At 31.3% G+C, this 21,065-nt stretch carries 21 protein-coding genes; 1 reads left to right on the top strand and 20 read right to left on the bottom strand.

Going from position 1 to position 21,065, the window contains the following annotated elements; all coding sequences use genetic code 11:
• Nucleotides 1–129: 129 nt before the first annotated feature.
• From lysS to DWX74_RS08570, 12 genes are all read right to left on the bottom strand, one after another.
• Nucleotides 130–1,656, bottom strand: a complete 1,527-nt coding sequence (lysS, locus tag DWX74_RS08515) for a lysine--tRNA ligase (protein WP_118549594.1) — start codon at nt 1,654–1,656, stop codon at nt 130–132.
• A 53-nt stretch (nt 1,657–1,709) separates the two neighbouring features.
• Entirely contained in the window at nt 1,710–2,189 is a 480-nt protein-coding gene (gene greA, locus DWX74_RS08520; RefSeq protein ID WP_006440546.1) for a transcription elongation factor GreA, read from the bottom strand.
• 113 nt (nt 2,190–2,302) lie between these two features.
• A complete protein-coding gene (dusB, locus tag DWX74_RS08525; protein ID WP_006440545.1) occupies nt 2,303–3,271 on the bottom strand; it encodes a tRNA dihydrouridine synthase DusB in 969 nt (322 codons plus the stop codon).
• Between the two features lie 151 nt (nt 3,272–3,422).
• Entirely contained in the window at nt 3,423–4,202 is a 780-nt protein-coding gene (locus DWX74_RS08530) for a type III pantothenate kinase (RefSeq protein ID WP_006440544.1), read from the bottom strand.
• A gap of 122 nt (nt 4,203–4,324) precedes the next feature.
• Nucleotides 4,325–5,314: a biotin--[acetyl-CoA-carboxylase] ligase gene (locus DWX74_RS08535; RefSeq protein WP_118549595.1), complete on the bottom strand. Its 990-nt coding sequence runs from the start codon at nt 5,312–5,314 to the stop codon at nt 4,325–4,327.
• A gap of 104 nt (nt 5,315–5,418) precedes the next feature.
• Nucleotides 5,419–7,434, bottom strand: coding sequence for an ATP-dependent zinc metalloprotease FtsH (ftsH, locus tag DWX74_RS08540; protein WP_199647629.1), 2,016 nt, complete (start codon nt 7,432–7,434; stop codon nt 5,419–5,421).
• 27 nt (nt 7,435–7,461) lie between these two features.
• Nucleotides 7,462–8,847, bottom strand: a complete 1,386-nt coding sequence (gene tilS / locus DWX74_RS08545) for a tRNA lysidine(34) synthetase TilS (protein WP_118549596.1) — start codon at nt 8,845–8,847, stop codon at nt 7,462–7,464.
• 147 nt (nt 8,848–8,994) lie between these two features.
• The gene (locus DWX74_RS08550; protein ID WP_118549597.1) at nt 8,995–9,402 is read right to left on the bottom strand and encodes a DUF1934 domain-containing protein; all 408 of its coding nucleotides are present in this window, start codon (nt 9,400–9,402) and stop codon (nt 8,995–8,997) included.
• A 24-nt stretch (nt 9,403–9,426) separates the two neighbouring features.
• A complete protein-coding gene (gene murI / locus DWX74_RS08555; RefSeq protein WP_118549598.1) occupies nt 9,427–10,230 on the bottom strand; it encodes a glutamate racemase in 804 nt (267 codons plus the stop codon).
• A gap of 26 nt (nt 10,231–10,256) precedes the next feature.
• Entirely contained in the window at nt 10,257–10,928 is a 672-nt protein-coding gene (locus DWX74_RS08560) for a GntR family transcriptional regulator (protein ID WP_006440538.1), read from the bottom strand.
• Nucleotides 10,912–11,793, bottom strand: a complete 882-nt coding sequence (ispE, locus tag DWX74_RS08565; protein ID WP_243411976.1) for a 4-(cytidine 5'-diphospho)-2-C-methyl-D-erythritol kinase — start codon at nt 11,791–11,793, stop codon at nt 10,912–10,914. Before ispE ends, DWX74_RS08560 begins: the two co-directional genes overlap by 17 nt.
• Before the next feature lie 210 nt (nt 11,794–12,003).
• Entirely contained in the window at nt 12,004–12,276 is a 273-nt protein-coding gene (locus tag DWX74_RS08570) for a Veg family protein (protein WP_118549600.1), read from the bottom strand.
• A gap of 352 nt (nt 12,277–12,628) precedes the next feature.
• On the opposite strand from DWX74_RS08570, the gene DWX74_RS08575 reads away from it, so the two are divergent.
• Nucleotides 12,629–13,489 (top strand): LysR family transcriptional regulator, encoded by an 861-nt coding sequence (locus tag DWX74_RS08575; protein WP_118549601.1) that lies wholly within the window; start codon nt 12,629–12,631, stop codon nt 13,487–13,489.
• Between the two features lie 68 nt (nt 13,490–13,557).
• Here DWX74_RS08575 and DWX74_RS08580 read toward each other — a convergent pair whose 3' ends face one another.
• From DWX74_RS08580 to DWX74_RS08615, 8 genes are all read right to left on the bottom strand, one after another.
• A complete protein-coding gene (locus DWX74_RS08580; protein ID WP_118549602.1) occupies nt 13,558–15,489 on the bottom strand; it encodes a DUF7309 domain-containing protein in 1,932 nt (643 codons plus the stop codon).
• 382 nt (nt 15,490–15,871) lie between these two features.
• Nucleotides 15,872–16,300, bottom strand: coding sequence for a 4Fe-4S binding protein (locus DWX74_RS08585; RefSeq protein ID WP_286164288.1), 429 nt, complete (start codon nt 16,298–16,300; stop codon nt 15,872–15,874).
• Between the two features lie 118 nt (nt 16,301–16,418).
• Complete coding sequence (gene rpsI / locus DWX74_RS08590) at nt 16,419–16,811, bottom strand: 30S ribosomal protein S9 (protein ID WP_040410595.1); 393 nt, start codon at nt 16,809–16,811, stop codon at nt 16,419–16,421.
• Between the two features lie 22 nt (nt 16,812–16,833).
• Nucleotides 16,834–17,262 (bottom strand): 50S ribosomal protein L13, encoded by a 429-nt coding sequence (rplM, locus tag DWX74_RS08595; protein ID WP_006440531.1) that lies wholly within the window; start codon nt 17,260–17,262, stop codon nt 16,834–16,836.
• 122 nt (nt 17,263–17,384) lie between these two features.
• Complete coding sequence (gene truA / locus DWX74_RS08600) at nt 17,385–18,116, bottom strand: tRNA pseudouridine(38-40) synthase TruA (RefSeq protein ID WP_118549603.1); 732 nt, start codon at nt 18,114–18,116, stop codon at nt 17,385–17,387.
• Between the two features lie 25 nt (nt 18,117–18,141).
• Nucleotides 18,142–18,942, bottom strand: a complete 801-nt coding sequence (locus DWX74_RS08605; RefSeq protein WP_118549604.1) for an energy-coupling factor transporter transmembrane component T family protein — start codon at nt 18,940–18,942, stop codon at nt 18,142–18,144.
• Nucleotides 18,942–19,802 carry an energy-coupling factor transporter ATPase gene (locus DWX74_RS08610; protein WP_118549605.1) on the bottom strand — a complete coding sequence of 287 codons (861 nt, stop codon included), beginning with the start codon at nt 19,800–19,802 and terminating at the stop codon, nt 18,942–18,944. The genes DWX74_RS08605 and DWX74_RS08610 overlap by 1 nt, the downstream gene beginning before the upstream one ends.
• On the bottom strand, nt 19,787–20,626 hold the full coding sequence (locus tag DWX74_RS08615) for an energy-coupling factor transporter ATPase (RefSeq protein WP_118549606.1): 840 nt from the start codon (nt 20,624–20,626) through the stop codon (nt 19,787–19,789). Before DWX74_RS08615 ends, DWX74_RS08610 begins: the two co-directional genes overlap by 16 nt.
• Between the last annotated feature and the right edge of the window lie 439 nt (nt 20,627–21,065).

Consider the following 21,065-nt stretch of genomic DNA (forward strand, 5'->3'; position numbering starts at 1 on the left):
TTTATGGACTTTCACCACAGATTAATAGCATGCCCGTCATACTAAAAAAGGACTACTTAACAATAAAGTTAAATAGTCCTATCTGTCAAATTTTATAAATATTAATTTCAATCAAACAAATCAATTTTATTATTCAGCAGATTCTTCCTGTTTTTCTATTGGTTTCATAGTAGGGAATAATAATACATCTCTTATTGATGATGAATCAGTAAGAAGCATTATAACTCTATCTATACCTATTCCTAGTCCACCTGTTGGAGGAAGACCTACTTCAAGAGCATTTAAGAAATCTTCATCCATATCACAAGCTTCGTCATCTCCAAGCTCTTTCTTTCTTAACTGGTCCATAAATCTACCTTTCTGGTCGATTGGGTCATTAAGTTCAGAGAATGCATTAGCAAGCTCCCAACCATTAGCAAATGCTTCAAATCTGTCAGTAAGTCTTGGATCTTCATTATTTCTCTTAGATAATGGAGATATTTCAACTGGATGCTGAGTTATAAATGTAGGCTGCACTAATTTATCTTCACCAAATTCTTCAAAGAATTCAGCTATTATTTCCCCTCTTCTCATTCCAGGTTTTATTTCTATACCTTTTTCTTTAGCTATAGCTATAGCTTCTTCATCTGTATTTATTTCATTGAAGTCTACTCCAGAGAATTCTTTAACACAGTCTATCATAGTCATTCTTCTCCAAGGTGGTTTGAAGTCTATTTCTTTACCCTGGTAAACTATTTTTGTGCTTCCTGTAGCAACTTCTGCCATATGAGCTATAAGATTTTCAGTTATTTCCATCATATCTGTGTAGTCAGCATATGCCTGGTATAATTCTATTGCTGTATATTCTGGGTTGTGTTTCATGTCCATACCTTCATTTCTGAACATTCTTCCCATTTCGTAAACTTTATCAAATCCACCAACTATTAATCTTTTTAGATATAATTCGTTAGCTATTCTTAAATACATTGGTATATGTAAAGTATTGTGGTGAGTTATGAAAGGTCTAGCGTTTGCTCCACCAGCTATAGTATTTAATATTGGTGTTTCAACTTCTAAGAATCCTCTTTCATCTAAGTAAGATCTTAAAGCTTTAAGAGCTTTAGTTCTTGTTATGAATGCATCCTTAACTTCTGGATTAACTATAAGGTCAACATATCTCTGTCTATATCTTAATTCCTGGTCTTTTAATCCATGGTATTTTTCTGGTAATATCTGTAAAGATTTAGATAATAAAGTAACTTTATCTGCTTTTACTGATATTTCTCCTCTTTTAGTTATGAATACTTCACCTTCTATACCAACTATATCACCTATATCATAAGTTTTGAATATAGTGTATTCTTCATCACCTAATCTATCTTTTCTAACATAAGACTGTATTCTACCTTCAGCATCCTGTATATCTATGAATCCTGCTTTACCCTGTATTCTCTTGCTCATCATACGTCCAGCAATCTTAACAGTTTCTCCTTCTAAAGCTTCGAAACCTTCTTTTACCTGTACAGAGTAATGAGTTCTATCGTATCTACTTTCCTTGAATGGATCTCTTCCCATTTCCTGTAAATTAGCTAGTTTATCTCTTCTTACCTGAAGCACTTCACTTAATTCTTCACTAGTCATTTCTACATTTGCTTCAGTATTTTTATTATTGCTCATAGTGCACCTCCATTTATATTTTGTATTGCTTATATTTACTATTTATAAATTTATTATCTGCTTATTGATAGTATTTTGTATTTAACTACTCCATCTGGAACCTGAACTTCTACTTCATCACCTTCAGATTTTCCTAATATAGCTTTTCCTATTGGAGATTCATTTGATATCTTACCTGCAAATGGATCTGCTTCTGTTGAACCAACTATTGTGTAAGTAACTTCTTCTTCAAAATCATAATCGTAAAGTTTTACTATTGATCCAGCAGTTACTTTACTTAAATCTATAGATTCTTCATCTATTATAGTTGCTTTTCTTATCATGTTTTCTATTTTTAATATTTTTTCTTCTAATTCTGCCTGTTCTTTTTTAGCTTCATCGTACTCAGCATTTTCTGATAAATCCCCGTATGATATAGCTACTTTTAATTTTTCGGCAACATCTTTTCTACCAACTATTTTTAATTCTTCAAGCTCAGCTTCTAGTTTGTCAAAACCTTCCTGAGTTAATAATATTTCTTTATTTGCTTCCATTTTTCTTATTAAACTCCTTATCGTAAATGTTATTAAATTTTCTATTTATTTTAAATGGGTATTAAATCTCCATTATTTTACTTTATCCGCTATATTATAGGCTAATATTCGCATTATGTCAAGGATTCAGCTATATATGCCTCTAATCTACCTACAACTTCATCTGCTGATTCTAGCTTATTTATTTCATCTCTAAGCCTAGCAGATTTTTTCATTCCCTTTAAATACCAACCTAAATGTTTTCTCATTTCTCTAACAGCTACATACTCTCCATCCTCTTTAATTGCAAGGTTAAAGTGTTTTATAGCAGTTCTTATCTTTTCCTCTGCAGTTGGCTCTGGAAGTATCTCACCAGTTTTCATATAATGATTTATTCTATTGAATATCCAAGGATTTCCCTGTGCTCCACGACCTATCATTATCGCATCGCATCCAGTCTTTTTTCTTATATTTATAGCATCCTCAATAGTCACTATATCTCCATTCCCTATAACAGGAATTTTAACCGCATTTTTTATTTCCTCTATTATGTCCCAGTCAGCAGTTCCTGAATAATACTGAGCTCTAGTTCTACCATGAATAGTTATAGCCTGAGCACCACTTGCCTCTGCCATCTTAGCAAACTCTACAGCATTTATACTATCTTCATCCCAACCTTTTCTAAACTTAACTGTAACAGGTTTCTTAGATTTCTTTGCTGCTGCCTCTATAACTTTTGCTGCAAGCTCAGGAGTTTTCATTAAAGCTGATCCATCTCCATTTTTTACAACTTTTGGAGCAGGACATCCCATATTTATATCAAGTATCTCATTTGAATGTTCGTTTAAAATCTCTGTTGCACCGGCTATAAATTCTGGCTCAGAACCAAATATCTGTACAGCAACAGGATGCTCTTCCTCCTCTATTTTAAGCATTCCCTTTGTCTTTTCATCATCATAACAAAGAGCCTTTGCATTTATCATCTCTGTATATAAAAGCCCACTACCGTATTCCTTGCATATAAGTCTAAATGCTAAATCAGTAACTCCTGCCATAGGGGCTAAAAAAACTTCATTTTCTAGGACTACATCATCTATTCTCATATTACACTTCCTTTCTATTTAAATCTATTTTTCTTAAAGTCAATGGTATTATATTAACACAAAACTCTACTATTCTTCAATAACACACACCTCAAGTAGATAAAAAAAATTAGAGATACTATTAAAGCACCTCCAATCTATAAAATTCATTCTATAAGTCATTTTCTTTATTTTTTTCGTATATCATTCTAAGACCTTCTAATGTAAGGAATTTATCTATCTCATCTATACTATCTGTTTCAGACGATATAAGTCCAGCAAGACCTCCTGTAGCTACTACTTTTACATCGGGATTTTTTAACTCTTCCTTCATCATTTCAATTATCTTATCTACAAGACCTACATACCCGTATATAAGACCAGACTGCATTGCAGAAACAGTATTTTTTGCTATTACTGTACCCGGTTTTATAAGCTCTACTCTAGGAAGTTTAGATGCTCTCTGGAATAAAGCTTCACTTGAAATCTTAACTCCTGGCGCTATTGTTCCTCCTAGATATTCTCCTGATTCAGATATTGCACAGAATGTTGTAGCTGTTCCAAAATCGACTATTATTAATGGATATCCGTATTTCTCTATAGCTGCAACAGCGTTTACTATTCTATCTGCTCCAACCTGTCTTGGATTATCATATTTTATATTAAGCCCTGTTTTTATTCCAGGACCTACTACCATAGCCTCTTTATCGCAGTATTTTCTAGCAAAATTTTCTAAAGAATGCATAACATCAGGCACAACAGAAGATATTATAACATCATCTATATCCTCTATTTTTAAATCATAATGTCTGAATAAATCTTTTATAAGCATTCCATATTCATCTGAAGTTTTATATTTATCTGTATGAATTCTCCAATGTTTTTCAAGTTTATCTCCATCATATAGTCCTAAAACCATATTTGTATTTCCCACATCAAATACCAATAACATTAATTCTATCCTTCTTTCGTATTCTTATTTATATCAGATTATTTTCTCTTAAATCTCTCCCTAGCATAAAGTTATTTTACAACTCGACTATATCAATGTCAATAATCTTGTATACAAAGTAATTAAATATAACCATTTTGTCCTCTTACAGATACTTCTCCAGATATAATCTCTTCTATCTCTCCATCCACATGTTTTACTATAAGATTTCCATCATCACTTATATCCATACAGTACACTTTCTCTCTATGCTCTTTTTTTATAATGTATACATCTTTTCCTATAAGTACAGAGTGTTTTCTACAAACACCTATTATCTCATCTCTACTTCCATACTCTATATACGGAATATAAAGTTTTTCAAATTCATGCATAATTTCCCTTATTATATCTGATTTTTTAACCTCAAATCCCTCTTTTTTTAGAGAAGTAGCTTTTTCAGATAATTCCCCGGGAAATAACATAGTATTTACATTTATTCCCATACCTATAACTACACAGCCTACTTTTTCCACTTCTGCTACCATTTCTGTGAGTATTCCACATATTTTTTTGCCATTTAATACAATATCATTAGGCCACTTTATCTTTGCATCTACACCTAGATTTCTAAAAGCATTAAGTATAGCTGCACCAGCAACTAAAGTTAAAAATGGCGCCTTATATACTGGTATATCTGGCTTTAATACCGTACTCATCCATATACCTTCACCTGGATTTGACTGCCAATTTTTGCCAAGTCTTCCTTTTCCAGCTGTCTGAGATTCAGAAATAACTAGAGAACCATCTTCTAACTCCTCAAACTTTTCCTTAGCGTAATTGTTTGTAGAGTCAAGTTCGTGAAAATATCTTATATTCTGACCTACAAATTTAGTATCTAGATTTGCAGTTATCTGCTCTGGTATTATAACATCTGAATTTACATCTACAATCCTATATCCCTTTTTATTTATCGCCTCTATCTCGTATCCATTTTCCTTTAAATAATTTATATGCTTCCATACAGCAGCTCTAGAAATTCCAAGCTCCTTAGATATACTTTCTCCAGATATAAATTCTTCTCCAGAATTTGATAACATCTCTATTATTCTTTTTCTATTATCCTTGCTCATTTCTTTTCTCCCTTTTCACAAATCATAAAACAATTGCAAATAATTCATGTACAAAAAAGGGAAGGTATCCACCTTCCCCCTAATTTATCTTTTTATTTATAGATTTACTCTTCATCAGAAGTGTTTTCTTCTTTTTCTTCTACTTTATCAGAAGCATCGTCGTTGTTTTCTTCAACTACTTCTGCAACTTTAGAATTTTCTTCTTCTGTTGTTTCGTCTTTAACTTCTACAAAGTCAGCTTTGTAATCTATAGCGCCGGCTTCTCTTTTTTTAGCTTCTTCTACTTCATTTAAATCAACATCTAGAGGAAGAGTTCCTTCTATAGCTTTTACAAATTCTTCTGCATCTAGTGTTTCGTATACTAGAAGTGCCTGTGCTACATTTTCTAATTTATCCATATTTTCTGATAGGATTTTCTTAGTCATTTCGTAAGCACCTATTATAATATTTCTTATTTCTACATCTATTTCATTTGCAACTTCTTCTGAGTATGTTCTAGTGTTTGATATACTATTTCCTAAGAATACCTCACCTTCGCTGTCAAATGTCATAGGTCCTATCTTAGCACTCATACCATATTTCTTAACCATATCTCTAGCTGTCTGACTAACTCTTTCAAGGTCATTAGAAGCTCCAGTAGATATATCTTTAAGAACTAACTCTTCAGCTACTCTACCACCAAGCATAACGATTATATTTTCTTCCATATCTCTCTTAGTAGCAAAGTATTTATCTTCTATAGGTAGCTGCATTGTAAATCCACCAGCCATACCTCTAGGTATTATTGTTACCTGATGTACTGGGCTTACATTTTCTAATAGGTGAGCACATACAGCATGTCCTGCTTCATGGTAAGCAGTAAGTCTCTTTTCTTTATCGCTTATTACTCTTGATTTTTTAGCTACACCAACTATAACCTTAGTTATAGATTCTTCTATTGTAGCCATTCTTATTTTCTTTTCACCTTTTCTAGCAGTTAATATAGCTGCTTCATTCATAAGGTTTTCTATATCTGCAGGAGTAAATCCTGGTGTTCTCTTAGCTAATACGTCTAATCTAACATCGTCTGCTAGAGGTTTCTTTCTTGAATGAACTTTAAATATAGCTTCTCTACCTTTAACATCAGGAGTTCCAACAACAACCTGTCTATCGAATCTACCTGGTCTTAAAAGTGCAGGGTCTAATATATCAGGTCTGTTTGTTGCAGCCATTATTATTATACCCTGATTAATTCCGAAACCGTCCATTTCAACTAGTAACTGGTTAAGTGTCTGTTCTCTTTCGTCGTGTCCTCCACCTAGACCAGCACCTCTTTTTCTACCAACAGCATCTATTTCGTCTATGAATATTATTGCTGGAGCATTTTTCTTAGCATCTTCAAATAATGATCTAACCCTAGATGCACCTACCCCAACAAACATTTCAACGAAATCAGAACCACTTATACTGAAGAACGGTACTCCAGCTTCTCCGGCTACTGCTTTTGATAAGAATGTTTTACCTGTACCTGGAGGTCCTACCATAAGTATACCTTTTGGTATTCTAGCACCAAGTTGTGTGTATTTTTTAGGATTTTTCAAGAAATCTACAACTTCCTGTAAATCCTCTTTTTCTTCCTGAAGACCAGCAACATCGTTAAATGTTACTTTTTCTCCATCTCCATCTTTGTGTAATTTGGCTTTAGATTTTCCAAAGTTCATAACTTTGCCTCCGCCGCCCTGAGACTGATTCATAAAGCTGAACCAAAGTATTCCTAGGAATATAAGCATTATAAATGTTGGAAGCATTGATATAAACCAAGGTGTTGTAGGTTCAGGCTCACCATCTATTACTAGCTTATTCTGTTTTGACTGTTCTAAAACTTTATCTGCAAATTGTTCACTTCTTACTTCTGATGGTATGTAAGATTTGAATTTTGTCTTATCCTTTAGCACGCCCTCAACAGATGTATCATCTACAAAATATATTGAGGCTATATCCCCTTCATTAAGTTCTTTATATACTTTTGAAAACGGAATTTCTTTTACTTCTTCTACTTCTTTTCCAGTAAACTGAATAACGCCTACTATTATAGCTAACATTAGAACGTAAAATACAATTCCTCTTAGCATTTTTTTCAAATTAAATTTCCTCCCCTCTTTAAGGTCCTACAGTTTTTTTATGCTGAGTTTAAGCACTTTTTTTGTATTTTCATCAATTTTATAATTTTCATTCATTCTGTATTCACCAGCAAGAATTACCTCTTCCTCGTCAACAACAATTGGAACTCTATTTCTCATTTCTCTAGGTATCTTCAGATCTATAAATAAATCTTTTATCTTTTTAGTTCCACCTTTTAACTTAATCTTATCCCCTGGCTGTCTATTCCTTACAGTTATACCCCCTTTTATCTTATCAAAATCAACGGCTTTTACAGATGAATCTTTTTTAAGGCTTCTATATTTTTCAATAGTTATAACGTCAGAATCGACTAATATACCCAACTCTTTTATTTTTATAAATCCATCCTTAGGTACATGATAGCTGTATTCTATCTCATCTTCTTTTATTTCTTCTAATGTAAATAGTATACTATCTGCTCTTCTATATGCAAATACCCCTCTAGGAAGATTTAACATTTTCCCATTTTTTGATGTATCTATAAGTTGCATAACATCTTCAATATGCTTCTGATCTACAAAGTTTGTATCACCTAGTACATCTTTTATAGCATATCTTATTATTCTACTCTGTATAGCTTCATGGTATCCAGATAACTTTTCTACATTTACCTCTACAGCTTTATCGTCTAATGTAGCTACCTCATCGTATGCTTTCATAGCTTCAGAATCCAAATAGTCACCGTCGCTCTTCATACTGTTACTAAGTCTTACTATAGACTCTACTACATTACTATTAAAATGTTCCTGCATATAAGGTAAAAGCTCTAATCTAATTCTATTTCTTGTGTATATACTTTCTAGATTAGTCTGATCTATTTTAGGATGTAACTCATGCTGCTCGCAATAAGCTTCTATATCCTTTCTTTCTATATCTAATATTGGTCTAATTATACCATTTTCTCTAGTATATTCTATTCCTCTTAAACCTTGCAGACCAGTTCCTCTCATAATTCTCATCATAACTGTTTCTGCCTGGTCATTCATGTTATGTCCTATAGCTATTTTATTAGCTCCTGTTCTTCTTTTTATCTCATAGAACATATCATATCTTATATTTCTAGCACCTTCTTCTAAAGAAAGTCCTTTTTCTTCACAATATTTTGGGACATCTACAGATTTTATAAATACAGGTATTTCAAGAGAGTCACAAAGCTCAGATACAAATAGCGCATCCTTTTGTGCTTCAATACCTCTTATCTGATGATTTAGGTGTGCTGCATATATCTTTAAATTTCTCGATTCTTTTAATCTATTTAATATATGAAGAAGACAAACTGAATCGGGTCCTCCTGAAAGTCCAACTATTATTTTATCTCCATACGATATCATATTGTGTTTATCTATAGTATCAACAACTCTGTCAAATATCATATTTACTACCTCTTTTTAAATTTTGTCGTAAACAAATGATTTATATTATTATATAAATCGCCTAAGTATAATAATACCAAATAAATGCAATAAAAGGTAGCTTTTTCGCTACCTTATAAAAATTATTCTCTTATTTTTTTAATTTAATTATTTTTCAACTTTGATAATCATTTTATTTCTTCCAGCAAACATATTTTGGATTTCTATCATATAATCCAAATGTACTTCTAATTTCTTTTCTCCATTTGAGATTTTAAAGTCGTTTACCTTAGTATCTATTAAAAATATTCCCTGTGGCGTTGCGTATTTGTTTGTATGCTTATTGCCCTTAGTAAATGTCATTGTAGAATTTACACTTCCAGATTTTATAACCTTTATACAGTCTTCTGATATTTTTATGGTATTTTTCACTTCCATATCTTCTTCCTTTTGATTGTACTTGATATAGATACTACCATTTTTTTCTATAATCTGACCATACGCTTTTAGCTCTATAGTGTCCATATTTCCGTCGACATCGTACTGTTTTGTTTTTATTATTATTTTATTACTCACTATATTTCCTCGCTTATAATAAATTTAATATCTCTGTATCTCTACTTTTTCAACTTCTATTTTAGTTTTTAAAAATTCTCTGGCTATAGACGGGAATTTTACGTTTATATCTGATACAAAGTATTTACATTCCCCAAGCTCCTCTTTTGTATTTAAAAGATTTCTTTCTATAAGTATATTTTTTAGGTCTATTGCTGTTTCTCTAGCAGGGTTTACAAGTTTAACTTCCATCCCTACCTCCTCACCTATAGTTCTTTTTAATAGTGGATAATGAGTACATCCAAGTACTATAGAGTCCACTCCTTTTTCTTCAAGATCTTTTAAATATTCTTTTGCAGTAAGTCTAGCAACTTCAGTATTTGCCCAACCTTCTTCTACTATAGGTACAAATAAAGAACAAGCCTTACCGTATACTTTTATTCTTTTATCTATTTTTTTGATTTCAGTATTGTATGCCTTTGATTTTATAGTCCCTTCAGTTCCTATAATACCAACCTTACCATTCTTTGTAGATGCTGCAGCTGTTCTAGCACCAGCCTCTATAACACCTATTATAGGTATGTCATACTTTTCTTGTGCTTCAACTAAACTTCTAGCTGTAGCTGTATTACAAGCGATTACTATAGCTTTTACATCTTTTGTTAGTAAGAAATTTATCGCTTGAAAAGTATATTTCATTATCGTTTCTTTAGATCTAGGACCATATGGTACTCTAGCAGTATCTCCAAAATATACCAGGTCTTCATTAGGAAGTATCTTTTTAATTTCTTTTAATACTGTAAGACCTCCTAATCCAGAATCAAAAACACCGATTCCTCTTTTATCCATAATAAATCTCCTTATCGATTAATACCTTATATTCTATCCGCTTTATCTATCATATACTGTTCTGCTCTTTCTATATGATTTTTAGCACATTTAGATGCTCTTTCTCCATCACCACTTACTATAGCGTCTATAAGATGAGCATGTTCTTCTTTTATACCTATCATTGCATTTTTATCAGACATATATCCTGCTCTAAATCTATATACCTGTTCCCAAAGAGAGTTTATCATCTGAGTAAGCTTTTTATTTCCAGCTGCTTCAAATATACACTGATGGAATTCTACATCTTTTTTAAGAATTTCATCAAGGTTTCCACCTTCCATTGCAACATTAAGTGACTCTGATATTTCTTTTAAATTTTCTACTTCTTTTTCATCCATTCTTTCTGCTGCTAAATTTGCTGCAAGACCTTCTAATGCAGATCTAACTTCTAATACATCTATTATATCTTTAACAGACATATCAGCTACATACGCACCTTTTCTAGGAAGCATTATAACAAATCCTTCTAGTTCTAATTTTCTTATCGCTTCTCTTACAGGTGTTCTACTTACTCCTAGCTGTTCTGCTAACTGAACTTCCATAAGTCTTTGACCAGGTTTTAGACTTCCTTCTACTATAGCCTTTCTCAAACTTTCAAAAACAACATCTCTAAGTGGTTTATAGTTATCTAAATTTAATTTAGTTAAATTTTCCATTTAATTCAATTCCCCTTTCAGCACTTCTAACAAGATACACTTGTCTGTATTTATCTAATAATTCTTCTTTTGCTTTTTCAGCCTTATTCTGTGAATCAAACAGTCCAAATACTGTAGGTCCACTTCCACTCATCATAGTTCCTAGAACATCACTTCTTTTCATAATATTTTCTATATCTTCTATCTCTGGATGCATTAAAGATGTCACAGATTCTAAGACATTACACATATTTTTTGCAAGTTCATCTATTTTATCATCTTTAAGACATTCTATAAGATATTTATTATCCGGTCTTTTGGATACATTAGACATATCTAGTTTACCATACACTTCTTTTGTAGATACAAATAATTCAGGCTTACATACTAGCACAAAAATATCTTCATTTAAACCTTTTATATTTGTAAGTTGTTCACCTAAATTTTCTGCTAGTACCGCACCTCCAGATATGCAGAACGGAACATCAGCACCAAGTTCAAACCCTATTTCTTTTAGTTGATTTTCACTAAGCCCCAATTCCCATATATCATTAAGCGCTACTAAAGTTCCAGCAGCATTTGTGCTCCCCCCAGCCATACCTGCTGCAACTGGTATTCTCTTATCTATGAAAATTTCAGCTCCTTTTGTTACCCCTGTTTTTTCTTTTAGGAGTTTTGCTGCTTTATATACTATATTATTTTCATTAAGTGGTATTTCTTTACTCTTGCTTTTAAGTATTATTTTTCCATCATTTCGCTCTTTTATGTCGAGAATATCGTATAAATCAATCGACTGCATTATCATTTCAACAAGATGATATCCATTTGGAAGCTTTCCAAGTACATCTATAGATAAATTTATTTTAGCTCTACATTTAACCTTCATTTCACTATCCTCCGACATATTTTGCAAATAAATAATTTATATAATTAATTATACTACAAAAAATAGGGAATTGTGTATATAATATACAATTCCCTATTCTATAAATCAAATTTGAGTTACATAATTAAATTTCGCTCAAAAAAATTATACAGTATAGATTATTTATCGTATACTGTAGATTTTTTACTCTATAATTTTCAAATCTTGTTCCTAGCTTACTTTGCGATCTTCTTCAGATTTTGCTTTTATTACCTGTAATTTCACATTAGAAGTAAGTAAATCTGAATAACTATAAGAAATTCTAGATGAACCATTAGCTCCATCGTCTACTCTTACTATGAATACACTTGGATATGCTTCCTCAAGTACTCCTCTTTTTGTGACAATCTGTTTTCTTCCCTTATTAGCCTTTAGCTGCACTCTTTTGCCTATATGCTTTTCAAGAGTAGTTTTTATGTTTTCTAAAGTCTGAACTGTTGCCATCATATCACCTTCCCAATTTTTCTATGTTTACATAATAGCACAAATCCATTTTTAAGTCAACCCTAAACTAATTATTTTATATATTTTTTTACGTTTTGTCAATATGATTTTCGATATTATACAGTATTCTATTATATTATTTTTTTCTATCTATAGATTTTTTATATATAACATATATATATATATATGATTTTTTCTATTGGACTTAAAATTCTTTTGTATTTTCTGATATTTTCATTTATAATAAATAGTATATATGTTTTCTTATAGTTAGATATTCTTATTATTAAATATTTAAATAAAGTATCTGCTATATCTACTAAAAAACAAATTTTTTAATTGGTGATTAAGTATGAAAATTGAGAAACTACATTATTTTGAAAGTGTTGCACGTAACAAAAATTTTACAAAGGCAGCTAAAGAATGTCACATCGCTCAACCCGCAATAAGTCATCATATTCAAAACCTCGAAGAGGAATTGGGTACAGAATTATTTATTAGAAATAGTAGAAATGTATCATTAACTCCTCAAGGAGAAATCTTCTACAAAGAAGTAGTAAAAATTTTGAAAGCGTATGAAGATGCGGTTATGAAAACAAAGTTTAGTTCAATGTACTCAAAAGGTAAGTTGACTATAGGTATGTACGGATTCAGTTCTCTTAATATTTTAGACCCTGCAGTATCTGCTTTAAAATCAAAATACCCAAACGTCGATATTATTTTTGATAGATGCCAGGATGCTTATTATGCCGATTATCTATTGAGTGGTAAATACGATATTATTCTAGCGTATGTATCACAGACTTTAGAACTTCCCGAAAACATAGGCAGTAAGCTTGTTCGCTCTTGTCCTTTTGGCATAATGATCCCAAAAAATCACGAGCTAGCTGGAAAAGATACTGTTACAATGAATGATATTGTAAACGCAAAAGAGGATGTATATGTGCTTGATACACATATAAGCTATATGAAAAAACACACTGATATACCTCATTCTAGAATAAAATCAGAGGATGATATGGAACTTCTTTTAATTACTGGTTCTATAAATAAATCAATTATTTTTACAACTAGACACGAAGCAGATGAATTCCGCAATGCTTCTATGACTTTTAGAGAGGTATCCGATAGTGTTATTACCGCAAATCAGGGAATTTATTATCTAAAAAATCATAACAATTGGGTTCTTACTCAATTACTGAACAATCTTTAAACTAATTACTTTTAAAATAATAGAAAAACACCTTCGATTTCGAAGGTGTTTTTTCTTTATGTGTCTTATTAGTTTAATAGCTTAGTATCTATTTCTTTTCTGTACATTATGTATTCACCAAATTTTTTCCCTACATTTGAACTTTTCTTTAATTTTAAATCTATATCTAACTTATCACACATATCATATAATTTTGATTCTATCAGCATATTTGATGTTCTTATTTCTCTAGGTCTTCCAATTTCATCTATAAATCTTATTACTTCTTTTGCAAGTAGATCCTCAACATCTTCATTAGGATCAGAAATTTTATTACTTATTAAATTTCCAGTTCTTACATCTACCATTCCATATATAGACGGAGTTAAAGGTTTACTGTATTTTTTATCATTTACAACCCTTCTTAAAGGTATTATATCTATATCTAAAATTGAATCAACCTTTGGAGTTGACGTTAATATATTTAGTTTGTTTCTATCTTCTTCTTTTATTTTAGATAGCTTATAGAATTCTAGTGGATTTTTTTCTTTATATAGCTTCCAATCGTCCTTTTCTTCTATATATTCTACACACATTATCTCATCAAAATCTACATCAACATTACTCATAAATTTCCCAATAAATTTTTCTAGAATTATTCCAAGATCTTTTAAATATTTCGTCATACGTATTACTTCATCTCTTTCAAGATTGCATGGACTATACCCTTCTTCAAATGACAAAAAATAAAGCCAATTTTTTTTGCCGTTGTATTTAGATTCTAGTTTTTTTATAATCTCTAGCTGTTCTTGTGAAAGTTCCTCTAAATTCCCCCAACGGCATGCTAGATTGCGTTTAAAAGCTTTAACATAATTTTTTGATATATTGAGTTCTTCAGAATAGCAATCCATCATAAATGTTTTAAAATCATCATATCCCTCATATACATCTACGCCATATTCTTTTCCTTCTTCACCTAATATACTATAAAAGATAGGTTCTTTACCCTTCCTCTTTAGAGATATTATTTCAAAATCACATAAATAGTCCCATACTTTAAACCTTTTTATCTTTTCAGCTTCAAGATACAATTCCTCCCACTCTTTTAATGTAGCTAAATCTCTTTCCACTTCTAAATCTTCAAATTGTATTTGGTTATTTTCCCATTCATCTATGGCGTAATAAACATCATCTTGATTTATTTTAAATTTTTCAATAGTATCTTTTTTTACTTTTTTAGGCTCATTTTCTTTGACTAATTCTCTATCTAAATCAGTTTTAAACTCATCTGCATAAAAGTCGCTACCTTCATAATCATCAATTCCCATCCTAGGTGAATTGCAAATAGGTAATAAATTATCTAACAGCTCCCACTCTTTTATACTAGCATTCTTTCTGATTTCTTCTCTACATTCTTCACACCAAAAAGCATCATATCCTAAAGAATACATCTCTGAATCAACCCAAATAGCTTGATTTTGTCTACATTTGCAACATGTCATCTTTGGAGAAATATTTCTAGATAGTAGTACTATATCCTCTTCTTCGTGTCTTATTCCTTCCCTATACTTAAATACATTTAACTCTATTTTTGTATACTTACTTTCAGCATAAGTATAATCAAACGTTTTTCCTTCTTCCAAAATATTTTTTACTGTGTGATACATACTTTGATTTGGTTCAACATATAGAGTTCTTCTACTTGGAAGATATTTATATTTTATATTTTCAATTTTAAATTCACTTAGACAATCCTCATTCCCTACCCATATTTCTCTTAAAAATGTGTCTATTTCTTTTAACATCGTTTTTTCACTAACTTCTATTATCATCCAGTAGTCTTCATTTGATTTTGAAGTTATTAAAATATCGAAAAAACCTTCTTTTTTTCTTTTTGAATCATAAACTTTTATCTCCCTATTTTTACACTCTGATAAGTGCTCCAACATTTCATTTGCTGCAAGTTTTTTACCACAATACTTGCATAATCCTTGACTTTTAGCTTTAGTATTTCCTAACATAATCTACCTCCCCTATTTTGCGACTTATTATTTTTACTCTGAATTTAATAATTATGTCCAAAAATAATAAATCTATAATTAAAATAATAATTGAAATTCTTTTTATAAATTATTAAATAAGGTTTTTTCGCCATCATTATACATCATAAAAATAAAAAATTCAAATATAATTCAAAAAATAAATTAGTAACAATTAATTTATTTCAAGTTTATTTTTAAAAAATTCTAAATAATTAAAGAATTATTTTATTATTCTTATATCCTATTAATTCTATCTCTTCTATATTTAAATATACTTTTTTATGATAACAATATGTTTTTATACAAAAAAGTGCTGCTGCAAATGCTTAAAACACCTGCTATAAAGCACCATTCATTACTTTTATATCATAAGTTCATTTTCTTTTCTTTCTGTGCACATTGTTGTAAGTTTATCAACAAGACCAGCCTTCATAGTTTCATCCAATACTCTAGCACCTGTTTGACATACTTTTATACATCTCATACAAGCCATGCATACATCTTTATCCACAGTTTTAGGATTATCCATAGGTATTGCACCTACTGGACATTTCTGTGCACATAATCCACATTCTACACAGTTTTCATTCGCTTCTGGTTTTAACACAGATCCTTTCCATTCTTTGTAAGGAATATTTCCCTTAGGCATTAGTTCCGTATTTATTTCTCCATTTTCAAATTTAGCTTTTATTTCTTCAGAGAATTTTTTAAATTCTTCTTCATCTGATTTATCAGGTCTACCTGCTGCTAAATTTCTAGCTATTGAGTGCTCTGCTATTGCAGCTACCATAGCTCCAACTACAAAGCCATTTTCTTTAAGAACATTTTTTAATTCTAGTATAATTTGAGCATAAAAAAACCCGAGATAAAATATCTCGGGATTTCTTGCACAATATAATACGTAAAAACTATCTTTTTGAGAACTGTGGAGCTCTTCTGGCAGCTTTTAAACCGTATTTCTTTCTTTCTTTCATTCTAGCATCTCTAGTTAAGAATCCTTCTTTCTTTAAAGCAGGTCTTAAATCTTCGTCAGCTTTTAATAAAGCTCTAGATATACCGTGTCTTATAGCACCAGCCTGTCCAGTGAATCCTCCACCTTCAACTTTTACTATAACGTCAAATTTATTTTCAGTTTCAGTTAATACTAATGGCTGTTTAACGTCTCTTATTAATGTTTCGTAGTTGAAATATTCATCTAACGCTCTACCATTTACTGTTATATTTCCTTCACCTGCAACTAATCTAACTCTAGCTACAGAATGTTTTCTTCTTCCTGTTCCTATGTACTGTACATTTGCCATGATAACTCCTCCTTTCACCTAATTAAAATTCTATTACTTCTGGATTCTGAGCTGCATGATTATGTTCAGCACCAGCGAATACTCTTAATCTAGTCATCATTCTGCTTCTTAATTTATTTTTTGGTAACATACCGCTAACTGCGTGAGCTACAACTTCTTCAGGTTTTTTAGCCATCATTTCTCTGTATGATATTTCTTTTAAACCACCTACATAACCTGTGTGGTATCTGTAGTATTTCTGATCTAATTTTTTACCTGTTAAAACTACTTTTGATGCATTTACAACTACTACGAAGTCTCCTCCGTCCACGTGTGGTGTAAATGTTGGTTTATGTTTCCCTCTTAATAATGTTGCAACTTCAGTTGCTAAACGACCTAAAGTTTTTCCTTCAGCGTCAACTAAGTACCAGTTTCTTTTTACGTCTGCTGGTTTAGCTATATAACTTTTCATATCTGTCCCTCCTTAACTTTTTTCCTTTAAAAATATTTTTCCGTTTATGTCAAGTCCGGGGCAAAGTGGACTTATTAACACATTCTTGTATATTATACGACTATAACCGAAAAGTGTCAAGATTAATAAAAAACTTTTTTGAGGAATAATGCGTGTCCAGGCGCTGTATGACCTGCTTTTGATCTGTCCTTAGATTTTATTATATCCTCCAGGCTTTCTGTTATTCTTCCCCTTCCGATATCTATGAGCGTACCAGAAAGAATTCTGACCATATTGTAAAGGAATCCATTTCCTTCAAATTCAAATACAATTAAGTCATCTTGTTTTTCTATTTTAACGCTTTTTATCGTTCTTACAGTGTCTTTTACGGAAGATCCGCTACTCATAAAACCACAGAAATCATATGTTCCAATAAGTGATTCTGCTTCTTTTTTCATCTTTTCAAAGTCTAAATCATATTTTACTTGATACGATATATCTTTCAAGATAGGATTGCGGTATCTACTATTATACACTAAATATTTGTATATTTTACCTTTTGCACTATATCTCGCATGAAATTCATCTTCCACTTCCTCGGCATCTATTATAGAGATGTCTTTTGGCAGCTTAGAATTTAATGCATCTGGTATTCTATTTACAGGTATTTGAGATTCTATTTTGAAGTTTGCTACCTGCCCAAGTGCATGTACTCCAGCATCAGTTCTTCCTGAACCGTTTATTTTTACTTTCTCACCTGTTATTTCCTTTATTGCATATTCAATATTTCCCTGTATTCCAGGAGAGTTTGGCTGCTCTTGCCAACCACAATAATTTGCTCCGTTGTATTGAACGGTTATTTTTATATTTCTCATCTAGTCCTCCAAATAGGCAAAACTATTATAATACGTATCTTGATGCAGCTATAAGAGCCATGTAGATTATTATAAGTACTGTAGCAATATACTCGCTTTTACCTATTACAGTTTCCTTCATTTTTGTTCTATTGTCTCCACCTCTATAGCATCTAGCTTCCATTGCCATAGCAAGCTCATCAGCTCTTCTAAATGCACTTACAAATAGTGGTACTAAAAGTGGAACAAGACTCTTCGCTCTGTTTATAAGCTTCTTACTTTCAAAATCTGCACCTCTAGACATCTGAGCCTTCATTATCTTATCAGTTTCGTCTAGTAGTGTTGGTATGAATCTAAGTGCTATAGTCATTATCATTGCAAGCTCATGCACAGGGAAGCCTATTTTCTTAAATGGATTTAATACCCTCTCTATACCGTCTGTAAGAGCTATAGGAGATGTTGTAAGTGTTAATAATGATGTACCCACTATAAGCATTGCAAGTCTTATAGACATAAATATCGCCTGTCTGACACCTTCTCTAGTTATCGCTAAAAATCCAAATGACCATATTTTTTCACCAGGTATGCAGAACATATTCACAATAAACGTGAATAGTATTATCCATCTAAGAGGTTTTAATCCTTTTAGAATAAATTTTACCGGTATTTTTGACATTACAGTAAGTATTATTAAAACGACAAATACCCCTATATATATCGGCGCTTTGTTTATCATAAATATCGATATCATAAATAATATCGTAGCTATTAATTTTAAACCTGCATCTAGTTTGTGTATAGGAGATGATGATGGATAGAATTGACCGACAGTTATATCTTTTAACATTATTTTCTACCTCCTATCACTCTTAGTATTTCGTTTTTAGCTTCTTCAGGAGTTATTATATCCTGTCTAATATCGAAGCCTTTTTCTTTTAATTTAATCGCTAATTCTAGAACCTGTGGGATATCTAGACCTATTTCTTTTAGTCTATGGGCATTGTTGTTGAATACCTCTCTAGGATTTCCCATAAATTCTATTTTCCCTTTATTCATTACTATAAGTGTTTTGACTAATTTAGCCATATCATCCATACTGTGAGATGATAGTATTACAGTTATATTTCTTTCTCTGTGTAGTTTTTTTATAAGTTCAAATATTTCTTCTCTACCACCTGGATCTAGTCCTGCAGTTGGTTCATCAAGTATTAATACTTCTGGATCCATAGCTATTACTCCAGCTATTGCAACCCTTCTCTTCTGTCCACCAGATAGTTCAAATGGAGATTTTTCTCTGTATTTTTCGTAGTCTAGTCCAACAGCTTCCATAGAAGCTTTTACTCTTTTAGTTATTTCCTCTTGATCTAATCCCATATTTCCCGGACCAAATGCTATATCTTTTTCTATTGTTTCTTCAAATAGCTGATATTCTGGATACTGAAATACTACCCCTACTCTTTTTCTTATTTCAGTTAGGTTTATATCCTTCTGAGTTATTTCAAAGTTATTTATGTATATGCTACCTAATGAAGGCTTTAGAAGTCCATTTAAATGCTGTATAAGTGTAGATTTCCCTGAGCCTGTGTGTCCAATTAGTCCAACAAAGTCATTATCCTCTATATCAAAGGATATATCGTCTATGGCTCTGTTTTCAAATGGCATCCCCTCATCGTATATGTATGTTAAGTTTCTTACTTTAATAGACATAATTCATTCACCATTTCATCCACTGTTAATATATCTTCTCTTATTTTTAATCCCTCTTTATTTAGCATGTGAGATATTTCAGTCATACAAGGCACATCAAGACCTATTTTTTTAAGTCTGTCTATCTCTTTAAATACTTCTCGTGGAGTCCCTTCTAATACTTTTTTACCCTTTTCCATAACTATAACTCTGTCAGCTTCTACAGCCTCTTCCATAAAGTGAGTTATGTGTATTGCAGTTATATTTTCTTCTTTATTTAATTTTTTTATTGTTTTCATTACTTCTTTTCTACCAGATGGATCTAGCATTGCTGTAGCCTCATCGAATATTATGCATTCAGGCTTCATAGCTATTATTCCAGCTATTGCAACTCTCTGTTTCTGTCCTCCAGAAAGTAAGTGTGGCTGTCTATCTTTAAATTCGTACATTCCTACACTCTTTAGAGATTCTTCTACTCTTCTTCTTATCTCTGCCGGCTCTATTCCTAAGTTTTCTGGCCCAAATGCTACATCCTCTTCAACTATTGTAGCAACTATCTGGTTGTCTGGATTCTGAAATACCATTCCTGCAGTCTGTCTTATATCCCACATTTTATCTGCATCTTTTGTATTCATTCCATTTACAATTATATCTCCTTCAGTAGGCTTTAGTATAGCATTCATATTTTTTGAAAGTGTTGATTTTCCAGAACCATTGTGCCCTATTATTACAACAAATTCACCTTTTTTTATATTTAAACTAAAATCATCTATAGCTTTATACTTGTCACCCTCTTCATTTTCATAGCAAAAGGAAAGTTTTTTTATCTGTATAAGATTTTCCATTATTTACACCCCTTTTTCTAATACATTTAAATCTTTACTATTGCACTTCTATAAAACATTATAATAGTTTATTATATCATACAATTAATATACAACAGATACAATTATAGAGGATTTTATACACTATATCTATAAATTTTCGAATATTAAATAAGTTTATAGATTATATCCATACATTAATTAAGCCTTTAATTATATTGTCAAGAATTTTTGCATAAAAAAAACAGACTGTAAAGTCTAACAGCCTGTATCCCCAGTTTATATTCCCTCTAGATATTTATTCCTCTAGTAGCTCTTTTTTCTTATATTAAATTAAATTTTTATTTCCTCAGATATTTATTGTATAAAGTCAATTCATTATAATTTTCTTAGTTTTTTTGATTATATCTTTAATTCTAAAAATGCTATGGCATATAAAATACCATAGCATTTATTTATC

It is taken from the genome of Peptoclostridium sp. AF21-18 (assembly GCF_003478825.1).
GTDB lineage: Bacteria > Bacillota > Clostridia > Peptostreptococcales > Peptostreptococcaceae > Peptacetobacter.

Bases quoted from the DNA above. Each gene is read 5' to 3' on its own strand.
- DWX74_RS08575 (WP_118549601.1), top strand. From the start codon at position 12,629: ATGAAAATTGAGAAACTACATTATTTTGAAAGTGTTGCACGTAACAAA.
- DWX74_RS08605 (WP_118549604.1), bottom strand. From the start codon at position 18,942: ATGTTAAAAGATATAACTGTCGGTCAATTCTATCCATCATCATCTCCT.
- lysS (WP_118549594.1), bottom strand. From the start codon at position 1,656: ATGAGCAATAATAAAAATACTGAAGCAAATGTAGAAATGACTAGTGAA.
- murI (WP_118549598.1), bottom strand. From the start codon at position 10,230: ATGGATAAAAGAGGAATCGGTGTTTTTGATTCTGGATTAGGAGGTCTT.
- DWX74_RS08585 (WP_286164288.1), bottom strand. From the start codon at position 16,300: ATGGTAGCTGCAATAGCAGAGCACTCAATAGCTAGAAATTTAGCAGCA.
- DWX74_RS08530 (WP_006440544.1), bottom strand. From the start codon at position 4,202: ATGTTATTGGTATTTGATGTGGGAAATACAAATATGGTTTTAGGACTA.
- tilS (WP_118549596.1), bottom strand. From the start codon at position 8,847: ATGATATTTGACAGAGTTGTTGATACTATAGATAAACACAATATGATA.
- greA (WP_006440546.1), bottom strand. From the start codon at position 2,189: ATGGAAGCAAATAAAGAAATATTATTAACTCAGGAAGGTTTTGACAAA.
- DWX74_RS08580 (WP_118549602.1), bottom strand. From the start codon at position 15,489: ATGTTAGGAAATACTAAAGCTAAAAGTCAAGGATTATGCAAGTATTGT.
- rplM (WP_006440531.1), bottom strand. From the start codon at position 17,262: ATGAAAAGTTATATAGCTAAACCAGCAGACGTAAAAAGAAACTGGTAC.
- DWX74_RS08570 (WP_118549600.1), bottom strand. From the start codon at position 12,276: ATGGCAACAGTTCAGACTTTAGAAAACATAAAAACTACTCTTGAAAAG.
- DWX74_RS08615 (WP_118549606.1), bottom strand. From the start codon at position 20,626: ATGGAAAATCTTATACAGATAAAAAAACTTTCCTTTTGCTATGAAAAT.
- truA (WP_118549603.1), bottom strand. From the start codon at position 18,116: ATGAGAAATATAAAAATAACCGTTCAATACAACGGAGCAAATTATTGT.
- dusB (WP_006440545.1), bottom strand. From the start codon at position 3,271: ATGAGAATAGATGATGTAGTCCTAGAAAATGAAGTTTTTTTAGCCCCT.
- ispE (WP_243411976.1), bottom strand. From the start codon at position 11,793: ATGAAGGTTAAATGTAGAGCTAAAATAAATTTATCTATAGATGTACTT.
- DWX74_RS08610 (WP_118549605.1), bottom strand. From the start codon at position 19,802: ATGTCTATTAAAGTAAGAAACTTAACATACATATACGATGAGGGGATG.
- rpsI (WP_040410595.1), bottom strand. From the start codon at position 16,811: ATGGCAAATGTACAGTACATAGGAACAGGAAGAAGAAAACATTCTGTA.
- DWX74_RS08535 (WP_118549595.1), bottom strand. From the start codon at position 5,314: ATGAGCAAGGATAATAGAAAAAGAATAATAGAGATGTTATCAAATTCT.
- DWX74_RS08560 (WP_006440538.1), bottom strand. From the start codon at position 10,928: ATGGAAAATTTAACTAAATTAAATTTAGATAACTATAAACCACTTAGA.